The organism is Bradyrhizobium sp. AZCC 1721 (assembly GCF_036924715.1).
Lineage (GTDB): Bacteria > Pseudomonadota > Alphaproteobacteria > Rhizobiales > Xanthobacteraceae > Bradyrhizobium.
Genome location: NZ_JAZHSB010000001.1, coordinates 155,556 through 175,387, shown reverse-complemented (window position 1 = coordinate 175,387; position 19,832 = coordinate 155,556). Strand labels below are relative to the sequence as shown.

Sequence of the window (19,832 nt, the reverse complement as noted above, 5' to 3'; positions counted from 1 at the left end):
GCCGCCATCCCGCCAGATATGGCGCTTGCCCCAAGACCCCTTTAGATTGCCGTCATGCGCGCCAAACCCAGTTCAAGCTACGGCTCCGATACCGAACCGGGTTCGGCCAACAGAACATTTTTGATTGGCGGCCACCTTCTTAATGCCCCGAAGCCGGTTCCTGGCCTCTATCTGGTGGCAACCCCGATCGGCAATCTCGGCGACATCACTTTGCGCGCGCTGGAGACCTTGGCCGGCGTCGACATCATCGCCTGCGAGGACACCCGCATCACCCGCCGCCTGATCGAGCGCTATGCGATCTCGGCGGAACTCAAGCCGTATCATGAGCACAACGCGGCGATGGCGCGGCCGAAAATCCTGGAGCGGCTGGCGCAGGGCGCTTCCATCGCCCTGGTGTCGGACGCCGGCACGCCCCTGATCTCCGATCCCGGCTTCAAGCTGGTGCGCGAGGTCTCTGCCGCCGGCCATGCCGTGATCGCGGTGCCCGGTGCGTCCTCGGTGCTGACGGCGCTTTCGGTCGCAGCACTCCCGACCGACCGGTTTTACTTCGAGGGATTTTTGCCGGCTCGGCAAGTCTCGCGGCGGACCCGGCTGGCCGAATTGGCAAGGATCGATGCCACGCTGGTGATGTTCGAATCCGGCAACCGCGTGCAGGAAACGCTCGCCGACCTCGCCGAGATCATGGCCGGGCGCGACACCGCGATCTGCCGCGAACTCACAAAGCTGCACGAAGACATCAAGCGCGCCCCCATCGCCGAGCTGGCAAGGACGGCCGCCACGCTGGAAACCCGTGGCGAGTTCGTGCTCGTGGTCGGCCCGCCGCGCAAGAACGCCGATGTCATGACCCAGCACGACCTCGACGACCTGCTGCGATCGTCGCTGGCGCGCGAAAGCGTCAAGGACAGCGTCGCGCATGCGGTCGAGCTTTCGGGCCGCCCGCGCCGCGAAGTCTATGCCCGCGCGCTGGAGCTCGCCAAAGAAGTCAGGGGCGACGATGGCGAAGACTGACGGCACCACGCCGCCTGACGCGACCACGAAACTCGCTGCGCCCGAGCGGGTTGCGGCATTTCGCACCGGGCTTTCCGCCGAAAGCCGCGCCGCGGCCTATCTGATGGCAAAAGGCTACCGCATCCTGGCCAAACGCTTCCGCACCCCCTATGGCGAGATCGACCTGGTGGCGAGGAAGCGCGGTTTGATTGCCTTCATCGAGGTCAAGGCGCGCGCCAGCCTCGATGACGCCGCCTATGCCGTCACGCCGCGCCAGCAGGCCCGCATCATCGACGCCGCCCAAGCCTGGCTGATGGCGCATCCCGAGCATGCCGAATTCGAGCTCCGTTTTGACGCCGTCCTGATTGCGCCCAGGCGTCTGCCACGCCATCTGTTAGCGGCATTCGACGCCAGCACCTGAACCAATCCCTCCTGACCTGCGGACCCTCAACTCATGAAACTGAATATCGCCGTCCAGATGGACCCCATCGCGCGTATCAACATCCGCGGCGATTCGACCTTTGCCCTGATGCTGGAAGCGCAAAAGCGCGGGCACAGCCTTTCCTATTTCACGCCGGACCAGCTCTCGCTGCGCGGCGAGGAGCTGGTGGCGCCGGTGCAGCGCCTCACGGTGCGCGACGAGGTCGGCGATCACTTTACGTTGGGAGAGCCGAAGCGCGAGCCGCTCGAAGCCTTCGACGTCATCCTGTTGCGGCAGGAGCCGCCGTTCGATATCGCCTACATCACCTCGACGCATTTGCTGGAACGAATCCATCCCAGGACGCTGGTCGTCAACGATCCCGCCAGCGTGCGCAACGCGCCGGAAAAGATGTTCGTGCTGAACTTTCCGCAGCTAATGCCGCCGACGCTGATCTCGCGCGACCTCGACGAAATCAATTCGTTCCGCGATGAGCATGGCGCGGTCGTCATGAAGCCGCTGCACGGCCATGGCGGCGCGGCGGTGTTTCGCGTGATGCCGCAGGACATGAATTTCGGCTCGCTGTTCGACATGTTTTCCGTCACCTTCAGGGAGCCTTGGGTGATCCAGCGCTTCCTCCCCGAGGTGAAGCACGGCGACAAGCGCATCATCCTGGTCGACGGTGAGTTCGCCGGCGCCGTCAACCGCGTGCCGGCCCCCGACGACCTCCGCTCCAACATGGTGCGCGGCGGTGCCGCCCAGGCGACCGACCTTACCCCGCGCGAGCGCGAGATTTGCGACACGCTGGGCCCGGACTTGCGCGAACGCGGCCTGCTGTTCGTCGGCATCGACGTGATCGACGGCAACCTCACCGAGATCAACGTGACCTGCCCGACCGGCATCCGCGCCATCCAGCGTCTCAACGGCCCGGACGTGGCGGCAAAGATCTGGGATACCATCGAGAAGAAGCGCGCCGGGAAATAATTTCGCTGCGCGCTCATACGCGACTTAGGCCGGATGAATTGCGTGCGCTGGCCGATTGGAACCGGCGAGGAGAGCCGCGTCGTTCTGCGTCGTCGGCCGTAGCCTGCCGGATTGAATGCGCTATCGCCGTGTGATCCCATATTCTACCATCATGCGGCCATGCTGTGGGCAAGACTGCACGAAGCGCTGCCGGATGGCCGACCGGCCACCTTCGGACGACATTGGACGAAGAGGAAAACGCCAATGAACTCCACTCCGAAAGAAACTGAAAGGCGCGATCCCCAGGTCGTGAGCGCCGACGAGCGGCTCTCGCACGCCCACGAACAGATCAAGCGCGCGGATGAGCAGCTCACGCGCTTGACTGAACAGCTTGCAAAGATGGAACGCGATGCATCGGCTCCGGCCCGACCCGACCCGCCGCGACCTGGCGCGCCATCACCGGAAAAAAGGCCGGCGCTCCGGACCCTCGTTGCTTTGCCTCTGGCAGCGTGCATCGTTGTCGCTGCCCTCGTTTTGCAATCGTCCTATGGCGACGGGGCCAAGCCGGTTATCGCCTGGTGGGCGCCGCAGCCCGTTTCAACGCCATCGTCGCCGCCGGAAGATCCGCCATCTCCCGCGCAGCCCGATCCATCAACCGTTCACGTAGCCGCGGCTGAAACCGCACCACCACCGCAAGTATCGCCACCGCAAGCACCGACCTTGGCTCAGGCCGCACCGCCGCAAGACGCCCCGCCGCCAACGGCCGCCATGCCCCCCGAACAGACACAGTTGCTGCAAACGATCGCGCGCGACCTCGCGAACCTGGAGCGAACCATCGAACAGCTCAAGGCGAACCAGCAAGAAATGGCCAGCGACAATGCAAAAGCCATTGGCGAGTTGAAGACGAGCCAGGAAGAGATGAAGCGCGATCTCGCGAAGGTTTCCGAGCAGACCCCGCCCAAGACGTCAGCGCGTCCGACCCAGCCGGCTCCGACCTTGCGCAAACCAGAGCGGTCGCCGCCGCAAGCGAGATCGCGGCCTCGATACCCAAGGGAGTGGATGTACGACGACTACGATTGGTAGCTGTCGATGCCGACCTTCGAAATCTGTCCTGCACTATCGCCGCGACGCGCCGCGGTGTCATCGTCATTTTCGCATCCCTGTCGTGCCTCCTCATCCCACTTGCCAATTTCGGGAAGCGGGAGCAGCCTGCAGGCACGGATGAGTTCGTCCGGGCACGTACTGCAATCAATTAAATTTGTGGAGGAAGAGGCATGACGACGAATCTTTCGCGACGGTCTTTGCTTGCGCTCGGCGCCGGGTTCGGCGCGACAACGATGCTCGGCGGCGGCGCGCTGGCCAAGGCGCCAAAACTCGGCACGCAGACGCCCTACTGGCACCGCTTCATGCTCGGCGACGCCGAAGTGACCGTCGTCTCCGACGGCCCGCTGCCGCTCGGCGATCCCTCCGGCACATTTACCGGCGTGCCGAAGGAGGAAGTGAAGAAGATGCTGTCCGACAACTTCCTCAATCCGGACCACGTCGTGCTCGAACAGAACTCGCCGATCGTGAATACCGGCGACAAGCTGATCCTGTTCGATACCGGCATGGGCACGTCAAAGGCGTTCGGCCCGACCACCGGCCAGCAGCAGAAGAACATGATGGCAGCCGGCATCAAGCCGAGCGATATCGACGCCGTGGTGTGCTCGCACGCCCATATCGATCACATCGGCGGCCTGGTCGGCGCCGACGACAAGCCGCTATTCCCGAACGCGCAGGTCTACATCGCCCAGAGCGATTTCGATTTCTGGACCGATGAAGGCAAGCTCGGTAGTCCGTTGAAGGATTTTATCATCCACGCCCGCAAGAACCTGATGCCGGTGCGCGACCGCATCGTCTTCATCAAGGACAACCAGGAATTCCTGCCCGGCGTCACCGCGCTCGCAGCGCCCGGCCACACCGTCGGCCACACCATCTTCATGGTCAGTTCGAAAGGCAAATCCTTCTGCTTCCTCGGCGACCTCTCGCATCACGCGGTGCTGCTGTTGGAGAAACCGCGGATGGAATTCTCCTACGACAGCGACCCAAAGCAGGCGGCCGCCTCGCGGGTGAAGATGCTGGACATGCTCGCCGCCCAGAAGATCCCGGTCATGTCCTATCACTTCGCCTGGCCCGGCTACGGCCACGTCGCCAAGAACGGCGACGGTTTCAGGTATTATCCCGAACCGATGAACATGCAGCTCTGAGAAGAACGCTTGATTTGGGGTCGGCCGGTGGTCGGCCCCGGATCATCCAGGTGCTGCCGCACACCTGCATGCGTGCGGGTGAGATGCGTCGTCGAGGGCCTTCATCGAAAGGCCCACCTTAGGAACCATCCCGCTTCGCCGAAATTGGTCTTCCTTCAGCGCTTGGCAGCCAGTTTGGAGGCCCGGCAAGTGACCAAGGATATGGTAGCTATCGGAGCCGGAATGCTCGTCGTCTGGCTCGCTGTGTGGAGCGTCCGGGGTACCCCCGAGAATGAGAGCCCTGCAAAGACAGAGGCGGTGCGCGTTCTCGCTGATGATCCGGCGCTGAAGCTTGTTTCTGAGCACAGCCCGTACATGCGAACGGAGCGCTAGCGCGGGTCGAAATGTCGACGATCGGTTGAGCACCGGTATGTCGATGCAGGATGTGCGTTGACTGGCCCTAGGCGCACAATGTTCTCTTAATGTTCTTGACTTGCTCCCCGGTTCCCCGCTACCTTCGATTGCGTCGCGGGGGGCAGCATGGTTGCGCGGGTATCTACCGTAGCTTTTGAGGGGATCGAGGCCCGCGCGGTCGACGTGCAGGTGCAGGTCGCGCCTGGGCTGCCGGCCTTTGCCATTGTGGGTCTGCCCGACAAGGCGGTGTCGGAGGCGCGTGAGCGGGTGCGCTCGGCGCTGATCGCCTCGGGGCTGGCCCTGCCGGCGCGGCGGATCATCGTCAATCTCGCGCCGGCCGATCTGCCGAAGGAAGGCAGCCATTACGATCTGCCGATCGCGCTCGGCCTGATGGCGGCGATCGGCGCGATCCCGCCGGATGCGCTCAACGGCTTTACCGTACTCGGCGAACTCGGGCTCGACGGCTCGATCGCGCCCGTTGCGGGCGTGTTGCCGGCGGCGATCGGCGCGAACGCGCGCGAGGAAGGGCTGATCTGTCCCGCGGCGTGCGGCTCGGAAGCGGCCTGGGCGAGCCCGGACATCCAGATCATCGCGGCCAAATCGCTGATCCAGATCGCCAACCATTTTAAAGGCACGCAGGTGCTGTCGCGGCCGCAGCCGAAAGTGCACGAGCCGGAAGCGACGCATCTGGACTTGCGCGATATCAAGGGTCAGGAGAGCGCCAAGCGTGCGCTGGAGATCGCGGCGGCCGGCGGACATCATTTGCTGATGATCGGCTCGCCCGGTGCGGGCAAGTCGATGCTGGCGGCGCGGCTGCCTTCGATCCTGCCGCCGCTGTCGCCATCCGAGCTTTTGGAAGTGTCGATGATCGCCTCCGTCGCCGGCGAAATCCGCGACGGCGCGCTGACCGCGCGGCGGCCGTTCCGCGCACCGCATCATTCCGCCAGCATGGCTGCGCTGACCGGCGGCGGCCTGCGCGCCAGACCCGGCGAGATTTCGCTGGCGCATCAGGGCGTGCTGTTCCTCGACGAACTGCCCGAATTCGATCCGCGCGTGCTCGACTCGCTGCGCCAGCCGCTGGAGAACGGCGAGGTCTCGGTGTCCCGCGCCAACCACCGTGTCACCTACCCGGCGCGCTTCATGCTGGTCGCGGCGATGAATCCCTGCCGCTGTGGCCAGGCCTATGATCCCGGCTATTCCTGCAGGCGCGCACCGGTCGACCGCTGCACCGCGGATTACCAGATGCGCATCTCCGGCCCGCTGATGGATCGCATCGACCTGCGCATTGAGGTACCGGCGGTCACCGCCGCCGATCTGATACTTCCTCCGCCAAGCGAAGGCTCTGCCGAAGTCGCCGCGCGTGTCGCCGCTGCCCGCAGTATCCAGCTCGCGCGCTACGCCGCGGCCGGCATGCCGCACATCCGCACCAATGCCGAAGCGCCGGCTTCGCTGCTGGAAGCAATTGCGCAGCCGGATGCACAGGGGCAAAAACTTCTACGCGACGCCGCCGAAACCATGAAGCTGACTGCACGCGGCTATCACCGCGTGCTGCGCGTCGCGCGCACGCTTGCCGATCTCGATCGTGCGGAAAAGATCGGCCGGCTGCATCTGGCGGAGGCGCTATCGTATCGCGCGCTGGCGGAGGATTTGCGAAGGGCGGCGTAGTGCATCGCGCCATCCCTGCTCGGCGCGCGGAATGCCGAAAGAGCATAAAATAATTCCTTCATTTATCATTCTTCTTTTGATCCTGATCAATGAGTGACCCCTGGCACGCAATCATGCTGCCAGCGGGCCCGGTGGCGCATCTAGAAGTGGGGCGGAATGGCGTCGCCTTCGTCCGATGGCGGCAGAATAGCCTAGCACAAGGGGAACGTGTGGCCGGCTCGCTGGTTGTTCGATTTCCGAGACGGCAGGTCGGTACATGGTCGACACGTCAACGAAAGATGATGCGCAGCCCGGCAAGTTACCTGAGACCGGTCGTCGTGCTGAGCTGTTCGTCTTCGCTGTCATCGCCGCCTTCATCTGGCCGGTGGTCGTCACCGCAGCCGAACAGTAACGCGCGGCCGGGCACAGCCTGCGTGATGATCTCGACAGTTGAGAGCAGGTCGGGCGCAACGCGTCGCGAGATCGGCTCCTCATACTCAGTCGTCATCGCCCGGCTTGACCGGGCGACCCAGAGACGCCGGTGATAGAACCGATAAGCCGCAGCGTACTGGATTGCATGATGGCGTCGCCATCCTGTTGGATGGGGCGCCGGCGGCCCCTCGAGTACTGGTCAGGTCCTGCAAGACCGTGGGAATCTTAGGACCGCCGGCGTTACGGTCTGACACGCGCACGGTAGAGAGGGCCTGAGCCCGCATTGCAATCCGGCGTGCCGACCAGATGCATATTCTGTCGGAGAACAGCCACATGGACAAGATGGTGATCGGGGTGGACGTTGCCAAGGAGTGGATCGACATTGCGATCGCGGGTGACAGTCGGGTCAAGCGGATCGCGAACAGTGAGCGAGCGATTGACGCTTGGTTTATGCAGATCGGGGCCGGCTCGATCGGCCTGGTCGCGTTCGAGCCGACGGGCGGCTATGAGCGGCTTCTGCGACGGTGTCTCCGCCGCGCGAAGGTCGCCTTCAAGCAGGTGCACCCGAACGAAGTCGTCGCCTATCGCAGGCGGCGTGGCATCAAGGCCAAGACGGACCGCATCGACGCCAAATTGTTGGCCGACTTTGCCGCCGAGGAGCTCGCTCGCCGCGACATCGAGTCGGTTCCAGAGGCCGATGAGGTCTTACGTGAACTCGCATCGCGGCGCCGGCAGTTACAGGCTCTGCTGCATGCCGAGACCTGCCGCTGCGACGTGGCAGACAGCGCCATTGTGCGCAAGAGCCTGCGGGCGGTCATTGCCGCCCTTGAGCGTTCACTCGCTACGGTCGACAAGGCCATCGCCGAACGCATCGCAAGCTCCGCGCATGCCGAGACCAGCCGGCGGCTGCAAACCTTCTGCGGTGTCGGCCCCGCCATCGCGGAAACATTGATCGCGGACCTGCCGGAACTCGGACATCTGTCAGGCAAGAAAATCGCGGCCCTTTGCGGCCTTGCCCCGCACACGCGCGACAGCGGCAAGCAGCACGGGCATGCGTCCATTGGTCATGGCCGCTCCAGCGTGCGCAAAGTGCTCTTCAACGGCGCCCGCAGCGCGATCCAGCACAATCCGGTCATGAAGGCCTTCTACCGACATCTGGTCGATGACAATCATCGCCTGGGCAAGGTCGCGCTCACCGCCGTCATGCGCAAAATGCTGGTGACGCTCAACGCCATGATCCGTGACCGATCAGATTGGAGACACGCAGCCAGGCCTGCGGCATGAGCCTTCGATCATGGCAAGCCAACGCGGCAGCGAGCGCAGCCGGTCAAGGCCGGCATCGCCGCCGCGCAGCGGTCGCCTTGACCGGCGAGCACGATGCCGCACTCTCGCCCATGATCGACCTCTTGACGAACATCACGGTAGATCCCGCCTTCGCGGGGGACGACAGTGGTGTGTGTGTCGCTATCTTCCCGTCCTTGCGAGCGGAGCGAAGCAATCCATCGTCACCACATGCGCGCAGAGATGGATTGCTTCGCTCCGCTCGCAATGACGTGGATGGGCCGCAGCGTACTGAGTACCGCGCCTTCGCGGGGTGTGACATCCCACCACGTCGTTCGCCCGCCAGCCCGCTTCGCCTCACTCGCACCAAAGATGCTGAGCCACGCAAAAACAACCCGCGTCAACGCGGCGGTAACTAGTTTCCTTTACCCTCTGCCAACCATAGTTCCCATGTCGCGGACTTATGGTGAGCGAGTAGCGTGTCATGTTGCGTTTGAAGATTCTGGCCTCGGTGATTCCGCTGGCAATTGTCGCGCTGTTCGCGCGCGGCGAATTTTTGGCCGGTCCGCGGCCCTGCATCGAATTATCAGGCACTTCCGTACAGATCGCCGCCCTCTCCTGGCAGGCGCACCGGCACGTCAGTTTCACCAGCGATCCGGGCCGCGCGACGGTGCGGGTCCAGATTTCCGACAACCCGGAAGCGGCCGACTTCACCGTGATCGACGATATCGACACGGCCGAAGCCGGCGCCTGCGCGAGCAATGCGCCGCCGCTTCTGGTTGCGATCTCCCGAAATCCCTCAAGCTCCGATCCCGTGATCTACCTTTCCAGGGATGGACCGGCCGAGCACCGCATCTTCGTGTCTTCGAAGAGCTTTTCGCTGCTCGATGCCGCCGCCCTGATCGTCGGCGCTCGTGGCGAGCGCCACCGCATCGAAGCGGCGTCGCTCTAGGTTTGGAGCATGGTCTTTTCGGAAAGCCGGTTGCCACTTTGCGCGAACGCGGCCCTCCGGGTCCGGACCATGCTCGGTTAACCTTTCATTCACCTTGTTCTCATCGCGGCCGTGATGCCGCTGGGAGCCTCAAGCACTTTGCAACATCGGCGACGCATCGTTCTTCCGCGAGAGGCGGCGAAGCAGGCCGGTTCAATTCAAGCAGCAAGCTTAGGGTCATTGGCGATGGGACGGACTTTCCGGATCAAACTTCGCTTTCGCCGCTTCGGCCGCCGTCATCCCTGGCTTACCTTCGCGCTGCGCTCCTTAATGATCTTCTCGGTCGTGTTCGGCGGAGCCTTTGGCTTCATCACCGGAGCCAAGACGGAAAACTCCGGCTATGATCCGCACTCTTTTGCAATCGGCGTCGCCTTCCTGTTTGCTATCGCCTGCGTCGCGCTCGCCACCTTCAGCTTCCGGCTCCGCCTGCTGCGCAAGAAGATGCGCAAGGTCGCGCTGCATAACGAAGCGTTGGCTGACCGGAACTGGGAATTGCAGGAAGCCGAACAGCGTACCCGACGGCTGTTCGAATCGCAGGGCGATCTGATCGTTCTGCGCGACGGCGAGGGTCGCATCACCTACGCCAACGACGCCTATTGCGAGCTGGCGCAAATGCCGCGCGACGCGCTGATCGGCAGCCGCTTCGCGCTTACCGTTCTCGAGCAGGGCGACACCGCGCTCGAACCGAGCGGCACCCGCGTTCACGACCAGCGGATCGAAGGACCGCTCGGCCCGCGCTGGATCGCATGGCGCGAAGGGTTCGTCCGCAACGACGCCGGAGAACGAGCGGAAATGCAAAGCGTCGGCCGCGACGTTACCGATCGCACCGAGAGCGAACGCGCGCTGACCGAGGCCCGTGATCAGGCGGACGCCGCAAGCCGCGCCAAGTCGCGCTTCCTCGCGATGGCGAGCCACGAGATCCGCACGCCGCTCAACGGCATCATCGGCATGAGCGGCCTATTGATGGATACACCGCTGACGCCGGAGCAGGCGACCTATGTCAAGGCGGTGAAGACCTCCGGGGATGCGCTGCTCTCGTTGATCGAGGAACTGCTGGATTATTCCAAGATCGAGGCCGGCAAGATCGACCTCGAACATCGTCCGTTCGCCTTGTCGGGCCTGATCGAGGACATCACCGAATTGCTCGCGCCGCGCGCGGAGGCCAAGAAGATCGAGGTGGCCGCCTATGTCGACGAACGGCTGCCGACGCACGTGATCGGCGACGCAGCTCGCTTGAGGCAGGTGCTGCTCAATCTCGCCGGCAATGCGATAAAATTCACCTCCACCGGCGGTGTCGCCCTGATCGTCGAGCCCGGCATCTGGCCCAATGAAATCAGTTTCCTGGTGCGCGATACCGGCATCGGCATCGCCCCCGAAGCACGCGAGCGGATCTTTCGCGAGTTCGAGCAGGCCGACGACGAGATCGCCCGCAGCTACGGCGGCACCGGTCTCGGCTTGAGCATCTCCGACCGTATCGTCAAGCGCATGGGCGGCCGCATCGCGCTGGCGAGCACGCCCGGCATGGGCTCGACATTCGAGGTATCGCTTCCCCTTGCCGCCGCGGGCGGCGAACAAATCTCATTTGCGGCGCCGGATCTTTCCGGCCACTCGATCATGCTGGTCTCCCCCGCGAGCATCGAGGCCTCGCTGACCGCGCGGCGGCTGCAGCGCTGGGGCGGGCAGACCTGCATGGTATCAGACGCCAACGTCGCAGAGGCCCTGCTGCCCGAGCGCGCCTGGCACGCCGTGCTGATCGATCACGCGCTGGGGCTCGCCGAAATCGAACGGCTCGGCGAAGCCGCGCGCCTTCATGCCACCCAGCGCATCGTGATGTTTACGCCGGCGACGCGGCACGAAATGCAACCATCCGCCACTTCCGCCCTCACCGGCTATCTGGTCAAACCGCTGCGCGCAGCCTCGCTCGCGGCGCGCATGACGGCCGCGCCGGAAGTGGCCGCACCGAGCCTGGATCCGGCCATCGACCCAAGCGAGACGCCGTCCGAGCCGTCAGCCAAGGGCCTGTCGATCCTGGTTGCCGAGGACAACCAGATCAATGCGCTGTTGATCCGATCGTTGCTCAGCCGGCTCGGCCATCACGCCGTCATCACCACCGACGGCGCCGAGGCACTGGAGTCCTGGCTGTCGGCGAAATCCGCGGGCAGCCCCTACGATCTCGTCCTGATGGACATCCAGATGCCGCAGCTCAACGGCATCGAAACCACCAAACGGATTCGTACCCTCGAATCCGGCGAGCCGGGCAGCCGGACGCCGATCCTCGCACTCACCGCCAACACGCTGGTGGAAGATCGCTACGCCTGCTTCGAAGCCGGCATGGACGGATTCTTGATCAAGCCGCTCGACCGCGAAAAACTCGCCGAGGCGCTCGCCGGGCTGATCGCGTCACGGCACATCGCGGCGTGAGGTCGAAACAAAAAACTCGATGTCGTCCGTGCGAACGCAGGGACGACAGCAATCACAGCCGCCGCAGCGCCACCGTCTCGACCAGATGATCGGCGCGTTTTTTCAGGATCAGCGTCGCCCGCGGCCGGGTCGGCAAAATATTGTCCTCGAGGTTGGCGAGATTGGTGCGCTCCCAGATCGCGATCGCGGTCGCGGTCGCCTCCTCGTCGGAGAGCACCGCGTAGCGATGGAAGTACGATTTGGGGTCGTGGAACGCGGTATCCCTGAGCGCCAGGAAGCGCCGCACATACCACTCGCGCAGCACCGGTTCCTCGGCATCGATATAGACGGAGAAGTCGAAGAAGTCCGACACCACCGGCACCGCCTTGCCATCGCGCGGCAGTCGGCCGGTCTGCAGCACGTTGACGCCCTCGACGATCAGGATGTCCGGGCGATCGACCTCGATCCACTCGTTCGGCACGATGTCGTAGACCAGATGCGAGTAGACCGGCGCGCGTACCGGCCGGCGACCGGCTTTGATGTCGGAAAGAAACGCCAGCAGCATCGGCAGATCGTAGCTCTCGGGAAAGCCCTTCTTCTGCATCAGCCCCTGCCGCTCGAGCACGGCATTGGGAAACAGGAACCCGTCGGTCGTCACCAGGTCGACCTTGGGGCGGGGCGACCAGCGCGCCAGCAGCGCCTGCAGCACGCGGGCGGTGGTCGATTTGCCGGCGGCGACCGAGCCGGCGACGCCGATGATGTAGGGGACCTTGCGGTCGCGGATACCGAGAAACTGGCGCTGCGCCCGGAAGAGCCGATCGGTCGCATCGACATAGATCGACAACAGTCGCGACAGCGGCAGGTAGATGTCCTCGACCTCCTGCAGGTCAAGGCGGTCATGCATCGAGCGCAACCGCTCGAATTCGCCCGGCTCCAGCGTCATCGGCGTGTCGTCGCGCAACCGCGCCCACTGCTCGCGCGTGAAGATACGGTAGGGATTGTATTGCTGTTCCGGGGTGCGGATATCCATGAGCTGCCCTCTCGGCTAGTCGCGCTTGCGCGACGCCTTCTCCTCGAGCCCGGACCTCGAGGTCCGCTGCGCCAGTGCGGCTTCGACGTCCTCCAGCTTCACGCCCCGCGACTTCAACAACACCAGCAGATGAAACAGCAGGTCGGCGCTTTCGGCAATCAGGTGGCTGCGGTCGTTCTCGACCGCCGCGATCACGGTCTCCACCGCTTCCTCGCCCAGCTTCTTGGCGCAGTGCTCGGCGCCCCTGTCGAGCAATTTGCGGGTGTAGGACGCCTCTCCTCCCGATGCGGCCCGTGCATCGATGGTGGCGGCCAGATCATGGATCGTAAAACGCGACATCAACCGAACTCAACACTCGCGACCGACCAAAGGCCAGGACGCCGTCCCAAGCAAGGACTTAGCACTTTTGTGACAGGGAGTCGTCAGGGATCAAGCCGCATCGGCAGCCCGGCGCGCACCATATGCTCCTTGGCTTGGCGTATGGTAAATTCGCCGAAGTGGAATATCGAGGCGGCCAGCACCGCGGTGGCATGGCCCTGGCGGATGCCGTCGACGAGGTGGTCGAGATTGCCAACGCCGCCAGAGGCGATGACCGGTACAGGGACACTGTCGGCGATGGCCTGCGTCAGCGGCAGGTCGAAGCCTTGGCGGGTGCCGTCGCGATCCATCGAGGTCAACAGGATCTCGCCGGCGCCGAGCGAGACCACTTCCTGCGCGTATTCGATGGCGTCGATCCCGGTGGAGTTGCGCCCGCCATGGGTAAAAATCTCCCAGCGGTCCGAGCCGCCGCCGCGCTTGACCCGCTTGGCGTCGATCGCGACCACGATGCACTGCTCGCCGAATTTTTCCGCCGCCTGCTTGACGAACTCACGGTTGGAGACGGCTGCCGTGTTGATCGAGACCTTGTCGGCGCCGGAACGCAGCAGCGTCTTGATGTCCTCGATGGTACGGACGCCGCCGCCGACCGTCAGCGGCATGAAGCAGGCTTCCGCCGTGCGCCGCACCACATCGAGCATGATGCCACGGTTTTCGTGGGTGGCAGTGATGTCGAGGAAGCACAATTCATCGGCGCCGGCCGCGTCATATGCGATCGCCGCCTCGACAGGATCACCGGCGTCGCGCAGGTCGACGAAATTGACGCCCTTGACCACGCGGCCGTCCTTGACGTCGAGACAGGGAATGACGCGGACCTTGAACATCGCAAAAACTCCTAGGCCGCGGCGCGCGCGCTGCGGATCAGCGTCAAAGCGGCGGCGGGATCCAGCCGCCCATCATAGAGCGCGCGGCCGGCAATGGCGCCGGCGAGCTTTTTGGCGCGCGGCTCGAGCAGCGCCTTGACGTCCTCGATGGAGGCAAACCCGCCGGATGCGATCACGGGAATGGAAATACGCTCTGCGAGCGCTATCGTGGCATCGAGGTTGAGGCCCCTCAACAGGCCGTCGCGCGCGATGTCGGTGAAAATGATGGCAGCGACACCGGCATCCTCGAACCGTTGCGCGATTTCGAGCGCGGTCACCTGCGAGGTCTCGGCCCAGCCTTCCACCGCAACCTTGCCGTCGCGCGCATCGAGTCCGACCGCGACGCGGCCGGGGAATTTTTTCGCCGCACCCTTCACCAACTCCGGATCGCGCACCGCCGCGGTGCCGATGATGACCCGGGCGATGCCCTTGTCGAGCCAGGCTTCCACAGTCTTGAGATCGCGGATGCCGCCGCCGAGTTGCACCGGCATGGTGACCGCTTTGAGCATCGCCTCAACCGCCCGCGCGTTCATCGGCTTGCCGGCAAAGGCACCGTCGAGATCGACGACGTGGAGATATTCAAACCCTTGCTCGGCAAAAGCGCACGCCTGCGCCGCAGGATCGAGGTTGAACACGGTCGCGCGCGCCATGTCGCCCTGCTCGAGGCGCACGCATTGGCCGTTTTTAAGGTCGACGGCAGGAAAGAGGATCACGGCTTCCACTTCAAAAAGTTCGAGATCAGGGCCAGGCCGAAACGCTGGCTCTTCTCGGGGTGAAACTGCGTGCCGATGGCGGTGTCTCGGCCTACGATCGCGGTCACCGGCCCGCCGTAGTCGGCACGCGCCAGCACATCGGCCTCATTGGAGGCGTTGAGGTGATAGGAGTGCACGAAATAGGCATGGCGGCCCTTCGGCCCGAGCGGCAGCCGCTCCAGCACCGGATGCTCGCGGACCAGGTCAAGCGTATTCCAGCCCATGTGCGGGATTTTCAGATTTTCCTCGCGGGGCGAGATCTTCTCGACGTCGCCTTCAATCCAGTTGAAGCCCTCGGTCGTGACGTGCTCCTTGCCGCGCGTCGCCATCAACTGCATGCCGACGCAGATGCCGAAGAAAGGCCGCGCCTTGACGCGCACGGCTTCCGTCATCGCGTCAAGCATGCCGTCCACCGCATCGAGGCCGCGGCGGCAATCGGCGAAGGCGCCGACGCCGGGCAGCACGATGCGGTCGGCGCGGTACACGGCCTCCGGATCGCGCGTCACCATGACCTTCTGCGGATCTTCCATGCTACGCGAGGCGCGCTCAAAGGCCTTTGCCGCCGAGTGAAGATTGCCCGAGCCGTAATCGACGATCGCAACGGTCATCGTGGCCCTCCCGGCTCCGGAAACAAGCCGATGATTCCGCCTTGCGGCAAGGGCGGCGGTGGTTTGGAGAACGACTGGCCCGGAATGTTGCGGGTCGGCGGCGGTGCGCCGCGATCGACCGACCGTTGGTCGTTGATCAGCCCGCGCTGCCGGCCGGTCCAGCGTTCGAAGAAGCGGTGTTCGGCAGCTTCCTCGTCGTCGGCCACCACGATATCGAGCTGGCGCCAATTGCGCCGTGACAGCGTCCAGCGCCGCAGGCTGGCCGCTTCGAGGCCCATCAGGATGGCGAGCAGGACATCAACAGCGAAGATCGTCCCGCGGCTGGCGCCCAGCGCCGACATCCCGAACTGCACGGCTGTCATCAGAACAATCCAGCCGATCAGCGCCAGCCACAGCCGATGCCACAAAAGCCAGATCACGCCCGCGACCGCAGCCCAGAAATGGAAGCCGTCACGGACAAACACGAATTTGTCGGTCGCCGGAAGATCGGCGCCATTGGCTATGGGAGCATGCACTGTGTAGACCGGCATCGAATCTCTCCGCCGCGAACGAAAACGAGAACAGGCAATCAGCCGCCGAGCTGACCCTTGGTGGAAGGCACCTCGCCCGCCGCGCGCGGATCGATCGCAACCGCGGCACGAAGCGCCCTCGCCAGACCCTTGAAACAGGATTCGGCGATATGATGGCTGTTCTCGCCATATAAGGTCTCGACGTGCAAAGTCACGCCGGCGTTGATGGTGAAGGCGTTGAACCATTCGCGCACCAGCTCGGTATCGAACTGACCGACCTTGTCGCGCGGAAAGTCGACCTTGAACACCAGCACCGGCCGGCCCGAAATGTCGATGACGACGCGCGAGAGCGTTTCGTCCATCGGCATGTGGATCGAGGCATAGCGGGTGATGCCGGCCATGGTGCCGAGCGCCTGCTTGACGGCCTGGCCCAGCGCGATGCCGACGTCCTCGGTGGTGTGGTGGTGGTCGACATGCAGATCGCCATCCGCCTTGACCGTGATGTCGATGCGGGAATGCCTGGCCAAGAGATCGAGCATATGGTCGAAAAAGCCGATACCGGTCGAAACCTTGGACACGCCCGTGCCATCGAGGTTCACCGCGACCTCGATGTCGGTTTCCTTGGTCTTGCGCTTGATGGACGCTGTGCGCATGAAAACTGCTTCCCTTGGGCCGCTTGGGGCCGAAAACGCGGCCCTTTTAACAGGCGGATGTCACCTTCGCTACTGCGGGATGACGTTTGAAGGGCTGAACTTCAGCCCATGGTGACCGGATTCGGGGGTGAAACGGCGCGATTGTAACCCCTCCCCTCAACCCCTAAATCTGACTGGAAAGAGGGCGATCCATGCAAGCATCTGAAAACAACCTGCCGATTTGGCACGGCACCACGATTGTGACGGTCCGCAAGGGCGGCAGAGTGGTAATCGGCGGCGACGGTCAGGTCTCGATCGGCCAGACCGTCATCAAGGCCAACGCCAAAAAGGTCCGGAAGGTCGGCAAGGGCGACGTGATCGGCGGTTTTGCCGGGGCGACCGCCGATGCCTTCACCCTGTTCGAGCGGCTGGAGAGCAAGCTTGAGCAATATCCGGGGCAATTGACCCGCGCGGCGGTCGAACTGGCCAAGGACTGGCGGACCGACCGCTATCTGCGCCGACTGGAGGCGATGATGATCGTCGCCGATAAGGACGTCTCGCTGGTCCTGACCGGCACCGGCGACGTGCTGGAGCCGGAGGCCGGCGTGATGGCGATCGGCTCCGGCGGCAATTATGCCCTGGCGGCCGCCCGCGCGCTTGTCGATACCGACAAGGACGCCGAAACCATCGTGCGCCGGGCGCTCGATATCGCTGCCGACATCTGCGTTTACACCAACCGGAACGTCACGATCGAAACGCTCTGAGGGGAGCCGCCGGTCATGGCGCCGGAATATGTCTTCCGCCCGATGGCTATGGACGACCTGCCGTTGATCCGGCAGTGGCTCGCGCGAGCGCATGTGCGCGAATGGTGGGGCAACCCCTCTGAACAATATGAACTGGTCAGCGGCGATCTCGAAGAACCGGCGATGGATCAGTTCATCGTCTCGGCGGGAAGTAACGATTTCGCCTACCTGCAGTGCTACGACCTGACGGCGTGGAATTCAGGCTTTGGCAAACATCCGCGCGGCACCCGCGGCATCGACCTCTTCATCGGCGAGCCGGACATGATCGGGCGCGGCCATGGTTCGGCGCTCATCCGGGCCTTCGTCGAGGACCGGTTGAGGCACGGCGCGCCGCGCATTGTGACCGATCCCGATCCAGCCAATACCCGAGCCGTGCGTGCCTACGAGAAGGCGGGCTTTGAAAAAGTCGGTATGGTCGATACACCTGATGGCCCCGCTTTATTGATGGTCCGCAACGCATGACCTCCACTAACAGTATCGAGAAAGCTCCAGTCACGCTTTCGGGCCGACACTGGATATTAATTGCAGCCGGCATCCTCGCGGCGCAAGCTGCGATCCTGTACGGGATGGGACGCCTGCCGATCTGCGCCTGTGGCTACGTCAAGCTCTGGCACGGCGTCGTGCAGAGCTCGGAAAACTCCCAGCACATCGCCGACTGGTATTCGTTATCGCATATCCTGCACGGCTTCCTGTTCTACGGCGCGGCCTTCCTCGCGTTCCCGCGCCTGGCCTGGCAGGGCCGGCTGATACTCGCCATGCTGGTCGAAGGCAGCTGGGAACTGGTCGAGAATTCCGACTGGATCATCAACCGCTACCGCGCCGGCACGATCTCGCTGGATTATTTCGGCGACACCATAGTCAATTCGATTTCCGATATGCTCTTCATGATCGGTGGCTTCCTGCTGGCGAGCAAACTTCCCGTGGCAGTCACCGTCGCTCTTGCGATGTTGTTCGAGCTGGTGATGACGCTCCACATTCGCGACAATCTGACGCTCAACATTATCATGCTGATTCACCCCTTCGAGGCGATCAAGCTGTGGCAGGGTGGCCCGCCGATCATTTAGCAGTCTCGTGCACCGCTTGCTCTCGCAACATTGGACACCTACCTAGGACCCATGACCGACTTTTCTCCCCGTGAAATCGTCTCCGAACTCGACCGCTTCATCGTCGGCCAGGCCGACGCCAAGCGCGCGGTATCGATTGCGCTGCGCAACCGCTGGCGGCGGCTGAAGCTCACCGGCTCGCTTCGCGAAGAGGTGCTGCCGAAAAACATCCTGATGATCGGGCCGACCGGCGTCGGCAAGACCGAGATCGCGCGGCGGCTGGCAAAGCTCGCCGGCGCACCCTTCCTCAAGGTCGAGGCCACGAAATTCACCGAGGTCGGCTATGTCGGGCGCGACGTCGAGCAGATCATCCGTGACCTCGTCGAGGTCGCGATTATCCAGGTCCGCGAGCGCAAACGCAAGGACGTGCAGGCCCGCGCGCAGCTCGCCGCCGAGGAACGCGTGCTCGATGCGCTGGTCGGCCCGGCATCGAGCCCGGCCACGCGCGATTCCTTCCGCAAGAAGCTGCGCGCCGGCGAGCTCAACGACAAGGAAATCGAGATCGAGACGCAGTCGTCCGGCGGCATGCCGATGTTCGAGATCCCGGGCATGCCGGGCGCGCAGATGGGCGCGATTTCGATCGGCGACATCTTCGGCAAGCTTGGCGGGCGGACCAAGACCCGTCGCCTGACGGTGGAGGGCTCGCATGAAATCCTCGTCAACGAGGAATCCGACAAGCTGCTCGACAACGATCAGCTCGTGCTGGAGGCGATCGCCGCGGTCGAGAACAACGGCATCGTATTCCTCGACGAGATCGACAAGATCTGCGTGCGCGAAAGCCGCGTCGGCGGCGACGTCTCGCGCGAGGGCGTGCAGCGTGACCTGCTGCCGCTGATCGAAGGCACCACCGTCACGACCAAGCACGGCGCGGTGAAGACCGACCATATCCTGTTCATCGCCTCCGGCGCCTTCCACATCGCAAAGCCCTCGGACCTGCTGCCGGAATTGCAGGGCCGCCTGCCGATCCGCGTCGAACTGGAAGCGCTGAGCCGCGACGACATGCGCCGCATCCTGACCGAGCCGGAGGCATCGCTGATCAAGCAATATGTCGCGCTGATGCAGACCGAAGGCGTGACGCTCGACATCACCGGCGACGCGATCGATGCGCTGGCCGATGTCGCCGTCGCGGTCAATTCGACGGTCGAGAATATCGGCGCGCGGCGGCTGCAGACGGTGATGGAGCGCGTGCTCGACGAGATTTCATTCTCCGCACCGGACCGCCATGGCGAGACCATCAAGGTCGATGCCGAATACGTGCAGAACCACATCGGCGATCTCGCCAAGAACTCGGATCTGAGCCGGTTTATTTTGTAGCCATCAACAGACCCTTGTTTTGACGCGTTTTCTTGACACGAACCGGTGTCCACCCCGGATCAAGTCCGGGGCAGGCTTTCGTTTGAAA

At 63.9% G+C, this 19,832-nt stretch carries 21 protein-coding genes; 13 read left to right on the top strand and 8 right to left on the bottom strand.

What is annotated here, in order from left to right:
• The first annotated feature begins 54 nt into the window (after positions 1–54).
• From rsmI to V1273_RS00815, 6 genes are all read left to right on the top strand, one after another.
• Positions 55–1,008, top strand: a complete 954-nt coding sequence (gene rsmI, locus V1273_RS00840; protein ID WP_334379668.1) for a 16S rRNA (cytidine(1402)-2'-O)-methyltransferase — start codon at positions 55–57, stop codon at positions 1,006–1,008.
• Complete coding sequence (locus tag V1273_RS00835) at positions 995–1,408, top strand: YraN family protein (protein ID WP_334408427.1); 414 nt, start codon at positions 995–997, stop codon at positions 1,406–1,408. The genes rsmI and V1273_RS00835 overlap by 14 nt, the downstream gene beginning before the upstream one ends.
• A 33-nt stretch (positions 1,409–1,441) precedes the next feature.
• On the top strand, positions 1,442–2,389 hold the full coding sequence (gene gshB / locus V1273_RS00830; protein WP_334408426.1) for a glutathione synthase: 948 nt from the start codon (positions 1,442–1,444) through the stop codon (positions 2,387–2,389).
• 243 nt (positions 2,390–2,632) lie between these two features.
• The gene (locus V1273_RS00825) at positions 2,633–3,451 is read left to right on the top strand and encodes a hypothetical protein (protein ID WP_334408425.1); all 819 of its coding nucleotides are present in this window, start codon (positions 2,633–2,635) and stop codon (positions 3,449–3,451) included.
• Between the two features lie 191 nt (positions 3,452–3,642).
• A complete protein-coding gene (locus V1273_RS00820; RefSeq protein ID WP_334408424.1) occupies positions 3,643–4,614 on the top strand; it encodes an MBL fold metallo-hydrolase in 972 nt (323 codons plus the stop codon).
• 519 nt (positions 4,615–5,133) lie between these two features.
• Entirely contained in the window at positions 5,134–6,672 is a 1,539-nt protein-coding gene (locus tag V1273_RS00815) for a YifB family Mg chelatase-like AAA ATPase (RefSeq protein WP_334365798.1), read from the top strand.
• A gap of 298 nt (positions 6,673–6,970) precedes the next feature.
• Here the strand turns inward: V1273_RS00815 and V1273_RS00810 are convergent, their stop codons facing one another.
• Positions 6,971–7,159 (bottom strand): hypothetical protein, encoded by a 189-nt coding sequence (locus tag V1273_RS00810; protein WP_334408423.1) that lies wholly within the window; start codon positions 7,157–7,159, stop codon positions 6,971–6,973.
• 230 nt (positions 7,160–7,389) lie between these two features.
• Here V1273_RS00810 and V1273_RS00805 point away from each other — a divergent pair, with 230 nt between their 5' ends.
• The 3 genes from V1273_RS00805 to V1273_RS00795 all read left to right on the top strand — a co-directional run bounded on the left by V1273_RS00805 (position 7,390) and on the right by V1273_RS00795 (position 11,776).
• Positions 7,390–8,367, top strand: a complete 978-nt coding sequence (locus tag V1273_RS00805) for an IS110 family transposase (RefSeq protein ID WP_334408422.1) — start codon at positions 7,390–7,392, stop codon at positions 8,365–8,367.
• Positions 8,368–8,848: 481 nt separating this feature from the next.
• Complete coding sequence (locus V1273_RS00800) at positions 8,849–9,316, top strand: hypothetical protein (RefSeq protein ID WP_334408420.1); 468 nt, start codon at positions 8,849–8,851, stop codon at positions 9,314–9,316.
• Positions 9,317–9,541: 225 nt separating this feature from the next.
• Positions 9,542–11,776: a PAS domain-containing hybrid sensor histidine kinase/response regulator gene (locus V1273_RS00795; protein WP_334408419.1), complete on the top strand. Its 2,235-nt coding sequence runs from the start codon at positions 9,542–9,544 to the stop codon at positions 11,774–11,776.
• A 52-nt stretch (positions 11,777–11,828) separates the two neighbouring features.
• On the opposite strand, the gene coaA is transcribed toward V1273_RS00795, so the two are convergent.
• The 7 genes from coaA to hisB form a co-directional block, all read right to left on the bottom strand.
• A complete protein-coding gene (gene coaA / locus V1273_RS00790; protein ID WP_334365794.1) occupies positions 11,829–12,785 on the bottom strand; it encodes a type I pantothenate kinase in 957 nt (318 codons plus the stop codon).
• Positions 12,786–12,800: 15 nt separating this feature from the next.
• Entirely contained in the window at positions 12,801–13,124 is a 324-nt protein-coding gene (locus V1273_RS00785; RefSeq protein ID WP_334408418.1) for a phosphoribosyl-ATP diphosphatase, read from the bottom strand.
• Positions 13,125–13,207: 83 nt separating this feature from the next.
• On the bottom strand, positions 13,208–13,984 hold the full coding sequence (hisF, locus tag V1273_RS00780) for an imidazole glycerol phosphate synthase subunit HisF (RefSeq protein WP_334365792.1): 777 nt from the start codon (positions 13,982–13,984) through the stop codon (positions 13,208–13,210).
• A gap of 11 nt (positions 13,985–13,995) precedes the next feature.
• Positions 13,996–14,745 (bottom strand): 1-(5-phosphoribosyl)-5-[(5-phosphoribosylamino)methylideneamino]imidazole-4-carboxamide isomerase, encoded by a 750-nt coding sequence (gene hisA, locus V1273_RS00775; RefSeq protein ID WP_334408417.1) that lies wholly within the window; start codon positions 14,743–14,745, stop codon positions 13,996–13,998.
• Positions 14,733–15,383 (bottom strand): imidazole glycerol phosphate synthase subunit HisH, encoded by a 651-nt coding sequence (hisH, locus tag V1273_RS00770; RefSeq protein WP_334365790.1) that lies wholly within the window; start codon positions 15,381–15,383, stop codon positions 14,733–14,735. The genes hisA and hisH overlap by 13 nt, the downstream gene beginning before the upstream one ends.
• The gene (locus tag V1273_RS00765) at positions 15,380–15,913 is read right to left on the bottom strand and encodes a DUF2628 domain-containing protein (protein ID WP_334365789.1); all 534 of its coding nucleotides are present in this window, start codon (positions 15,911–15,913) and stop codon (positions 15,380–15,382) included. The genes hisH and V1273_RS00765 overlap by 4 nt, the downstream gene beginning before the upstream one ends.
• Before the next feature lie 38 nt (positions 15,914–15,951).
• On the bottom strand, positions 15,952–16,545 hold the full coding sequence (gene hisB, locus V1273_RS00760; protein WP_028348312.1) for an imidazoleglycerol-phosphate dehydratase HisB: 594 nt from the start codon (positions 16,543–16,545) through the stop codon (positions 15,952–15,954).
• 191 nt (positions 16,546–16,736) lie between these two features.
• Here hisB and hslV point away from each other — a divergent pair, with 191 nt between their 5' ends.
• The 4 genes from hslV to hslU are packed head-to-tail and all read left to right on the top strand — an operon-like array spanning position 16,737 to position 19,744.
• The gene (gene hslV / locus V1273_RS00755; protein WP_334365788.1) at positions 16,737–17,288 is read left to right on the top strand and encodes an ATP-dependent protease subunit HslV; all 552 of its coding nucleotides are present in this window, start codon (positions 16,737–16,739) and stop codon (positions 17,286–17,288) included.
• Positions 17,289–17,303: 15 nt separating this feature from the next.
• On the top strand, positions 17,304–17,789 hold the full coding sequence (locus tag V1273_RS00750) for a GNAT family N-acetyltransferase (RefSeq protein WP_334365787.1): 486 nt from the start codon (positions 17,304–17,306) through the stop codon (positions 17,787–17,789).
• Entirely contained in the window at positions 17,786–18,391 is a 606-nt protein-coding gene (locus V1273_RS00745) for a DUF2585 domain-containing protein (protein WP_334408416.1), read from the top strand. The genes V1273_RS00750 and V1273_RS00745 overlap by 4 nt, the downstream gene beginning before the upstream one ends.
• 51 nt (positions 18,392–18,442) lie before the next feature.
• Positions 18,443–19,744, top strand: a complete 1,302-nt coding sequence (gene hslU / locus V1273_RS00740) for an ATP-dependent protease ATPase subunit HslU (protein WP_334408414.1) — start codon at positions 18,443–18,445, stop codon at positions 19,742–19,744.
• Positions 19,745–19,832: the final 88 nt, after the last annotated feature.

Bases quoted from the DNA above. Each gene is read 5' to 3' on its own strand.
- rsmI (WP_334379668.1), top strand. From the start codon at position 55: ATGCGCGCCAAACCCAGTTCAAGCTACGGCTCCGATACCGAACCGGGT.
- V1273_RS00835 (WP_334408427.1), top strand. From the start codon at position 995: ATGGCGAAGACTGACGGCACCACGCCGCCTGACGCGACCACGAAACTC.
- gshB (WP_334408426.1), top strand. From the start codon at position 1,442: ATGAAACTGAATATCGCCGTCCAGATGGACCCCATCGCGCGTATCAAC.
- V1273_RS00825 (WP_334408425.1), top strand. From the start codon at position 2,633: ATGAACTCCACTCCGAAAGAAACTGAAAGGCGCGATCCCCAGGTCGTG.
- V1273_RS00820 (WP_334408424.1), top strand. From the start codon at position 3,643: ATGACGACGAATCTTTCGCGACGGTCTTTGCTTGCGCTCGGCGCCGGG.
- V1273_RS00815 (WP_334365798.1), top strand. From the start codon at position 5,134: ATGGTTGCGCGGGTATCTACCGTAGCTTTTGAGGGGATCGAGGCCCGC.
- V1273_RS00810 (WP_334408423.1), bottom strand. From the start codon at position 7,159: ATGACGACTGAGTATGAGGAGCCGATCTCGCGACGCGTTGCGCCCGAC.
- V1273_RS00805 (WP_334408422.1), top strand. From the start codon at position 7,390: ATGCATATTCTGTCGGAGAACAGCCACATGGACAAGATGGTGATCGGG.
- V1273_RS00800 (WP_334408420.1), top strand. From the start codon at position 8,849: ATGTTGCGTTTGAAGATTCTGGCCTCGGTGATTCCGCTGGCAATTGTC.
- V1273_RS00795 (WP_334408419.1), top strand. From the start codon at position 9,542: ATGGGACGGACTTTCCGGATCAAACTTCGCTTTCGCCGCTTCGGCCGC.
- coaA (WP_334365794.1), bottom strand. From the start codon at position 12,785: ATGGATATCCGCACCCCGGAACAGCAATACAATCCCTACCGTATCTTC.
- V1273_RS00785 (WP_334408418.1), bottom strand. From the start codon at position 13,124: ATGTCGCGTTTTACGATCCATGATCTGGCCGCCACCATCGATGCACGG.
- hisF (WP_334365792.1), bottom strand. From the start codon at position 13,984: ATGTTCAAGGTCCGCGTCATTCCCTGTCTCGACGTCAAGGACGGCCGC.
- hisH (WP_334365790.1), bottom strand. From the start codon at position 15,383: ATGACCGTTGCGATCGTCGATTACGGCTCGGGCAATCTTCACTCGGCG.
- V1273_RS00765 (WP_334365789.1), bottom strand. From the start codon at position 15,913: ATGCCGGTCTACACAGTGCATGCTCCCATAGCCAATGGCGCCGATCTT.
- hisB (WP_028348312.1), bottom strand. From the start codon at position 16,545: ATGCGCACAGCGTCCATCAAGCGCAAGACCAAGGAAACCGACATCGAG.
- hslV (WP_334365788.1), top strand. From the start codon at position 16,737: ATGCAAGCATCTGAAAACAACCTGCCGATTTGGCACGGCACCACGATT.
- V1273_RS00750 (WP_334365787.1), top strand. From the start codon at position 17,304: ATGGCGCCGGAATATGTCTTCCGCCCGATGGCTATGGACGACCTGCCG.
- V1273_RS00745 (WP_334408416.1), top strand. From the start codon at position 17,786: ATGACCTCCACTAACAGTATCGAGAAAGCTCCAGTCACGCTTTCGGGC.
- hslU (WP_334408414.1), top strand. From the start codon at position 18,443: ATGACCGACTTTTCTCCCCGTGAAATCGTCTCCGAACTCGACCGCTTC.